The organism is Novosphingobium rosa NBRC 15208 (genome assembly GCF_001598555.1).
GTDB lineage: Bacteria > Pseudomonadota > Alphaproteobacteria > Sphingomonadales > Sphingomonadaceae > Novosphingobium > Novosphingobium rosa.
This window is the reverse complement of the sequence record NZ_BCZE01000165.1, coordinates 1-1,623: the sequence shown is the minus strand read 5'-3', so window position 1 is coordinate 1,623 and position 1,623 is coordinate 1. Positions and strand designations below refer to the sequence as shown.

The following is a 1,623-nucleotide window of genomic DNA, read 5'->3' as shown; positions in this document are numbered from 1 at the left end:
CCTTGGGATCGAACTGCACATCGCTGGTGGAGAAATAGGAGGCGTTCGACACCTTCAGCCAAGGCGGATCGCCCGCGCCGACCGAGGCCTGATGCGCGACATGATTCCAGTTCCGCCCGCCATCGGTGGACTGATAGCCATCGCCGCTCTGATCGAAGATCACCAGCTGATCGGAAAAGGGATTGGAGGCCGCCGCCGTCCAGGGCTGCATGGGCAGCCCGGCCTCATGCGTCAGATCGTGCCAGCGGCCCTCGCGATAGAGCCAGACGCCCTTGCCCACCTCATCCACGCCGAGGAAGGCGCCATGGCGGTCGAAGACCCCGCGCCGCAAGGTCATCGGCTGCGCGCCGAAGGAGGGCAAGGTGTGGAAACCAGCGCCGCCATCCTCCGACACGAACATGCCATGGCCGGAGGACAGGGCGAAAATCCGCCCGCTGGGCTTGCCGCCCTCACCCTTTTCGAACCAGATCTGCGTGCCGGGGGCCTGAACGCCCGGCGTGCCGGGATCGCGGTCCTCGCTGGCGGGCACCGAGGTGACGCGCTCCCAGCTGGTCCCGCCGCTGGTGCTGCGCCACAGGCCATTGGCGGTGCCCAGAAACACCAGATCGGCATTGGTGGGCGAGACCGACAGGAACGGCCCGTTCATGCGGAAGGGGCTGTTGGCGTCCCACACTTCCGGGAAGACGGTGCTGCCCGTGGTCCAATGCGCGCCGCGGTCGTCGCTGCGATAGACATGGCCCTTGGCGGCCATGAAGATGCGTTCGGGCCGCGAGGGCGCCACGGCGATCTCATAGACGCCCGAGGCCTGCGTGCCCTGTACCCGGTCGAAAGCGGGCATCGAGGGGGCGGTCATCAGCTGCACCCAGCGGTCGGCCTGCGGGGACCAGACATAGGCGCCATAGACGTCGGTGCGCGCCACCATCGTGCTGCCGCTGGCATCGAAGCCCAGACCGGTGATGAAGCCGCCGCCGCCGATGGCCACATGGCTCCACTCATAGCTCTCATCCGCCACCGGAGCGCCCGCGCTCGACAGCGCCGGAGGCGGCGCGTGATGCGCCAGCGCCTGCGAGGAATGCAGGAAGGAGGCGCCCGCTCCCACCGCAACAAGGCCGGCGAGGCCCAGCACCAGCCAGGGCCAGCGCTTGGGGCGGCGCTTGACGAACTGATCGTAGCGGATCTCACGGCGGCTGAGTGTCGGCATTGAACTCCTGACAATCTGTCTCTTGCGTGGGGGGAGGGCTGCAGCAGCCAGAGCCCGGTCAGTCATGCGTTTTGGTGGCGAGGTGGTAGACCGCGCGCGGATTGGTCACGAGATAGCGCACGCCCAGCCGCAAGGGCTCACGCGCGGCGCGATAGAGCCATTCCAGCCCGGTCGCCTGCATCCAGTCCGGCGCGCGCGAGACGCCGCCGCCGTAATGATCGAACAGGCCCCCGCAGGTGCGGATCCAGGCGACCCCGGCCAGATGCTCGCGCGCCTTGACCGCGAACTGCTCCTGACGCGGCGTGCCCATCCCCACCCACAGCACATCGGCGCGTGAGCGGCGCACCGTGGCGCAAATGGCGGGAATGTCGGCGTCGGAGAAATAGCCATGGCGCACGCCCACGATCTGCAGATCGGGATAA

At 68.1% G+C, this 1,623-nt stretch carries 2 protein-coding genes; both read right to left on the bottom strand.

Annotated features, from left to right (window positions below; genetic code table 11):
* Positions 1-1,201, bottom strand: a 1,201-nt coding sequence (locus SR3_RS30205; RefSeq protein WP_407668231.1) for a WD40/YVTN/BNR-like repeat-containing protein, incomplete at its 3' end; no start/stop codon positions are given.
* Positions 1,202-1,259: 58 nt separating this feature from the next.
* Positions 1,260-1,623: WecB/TagA/CpsF family glycosyltransferase (locus SR3_RS30200; RefSeq protein ID WP_157099223.1), on the bottom strand; the 364-nt coding region annotated here is incomplete at its 5' end.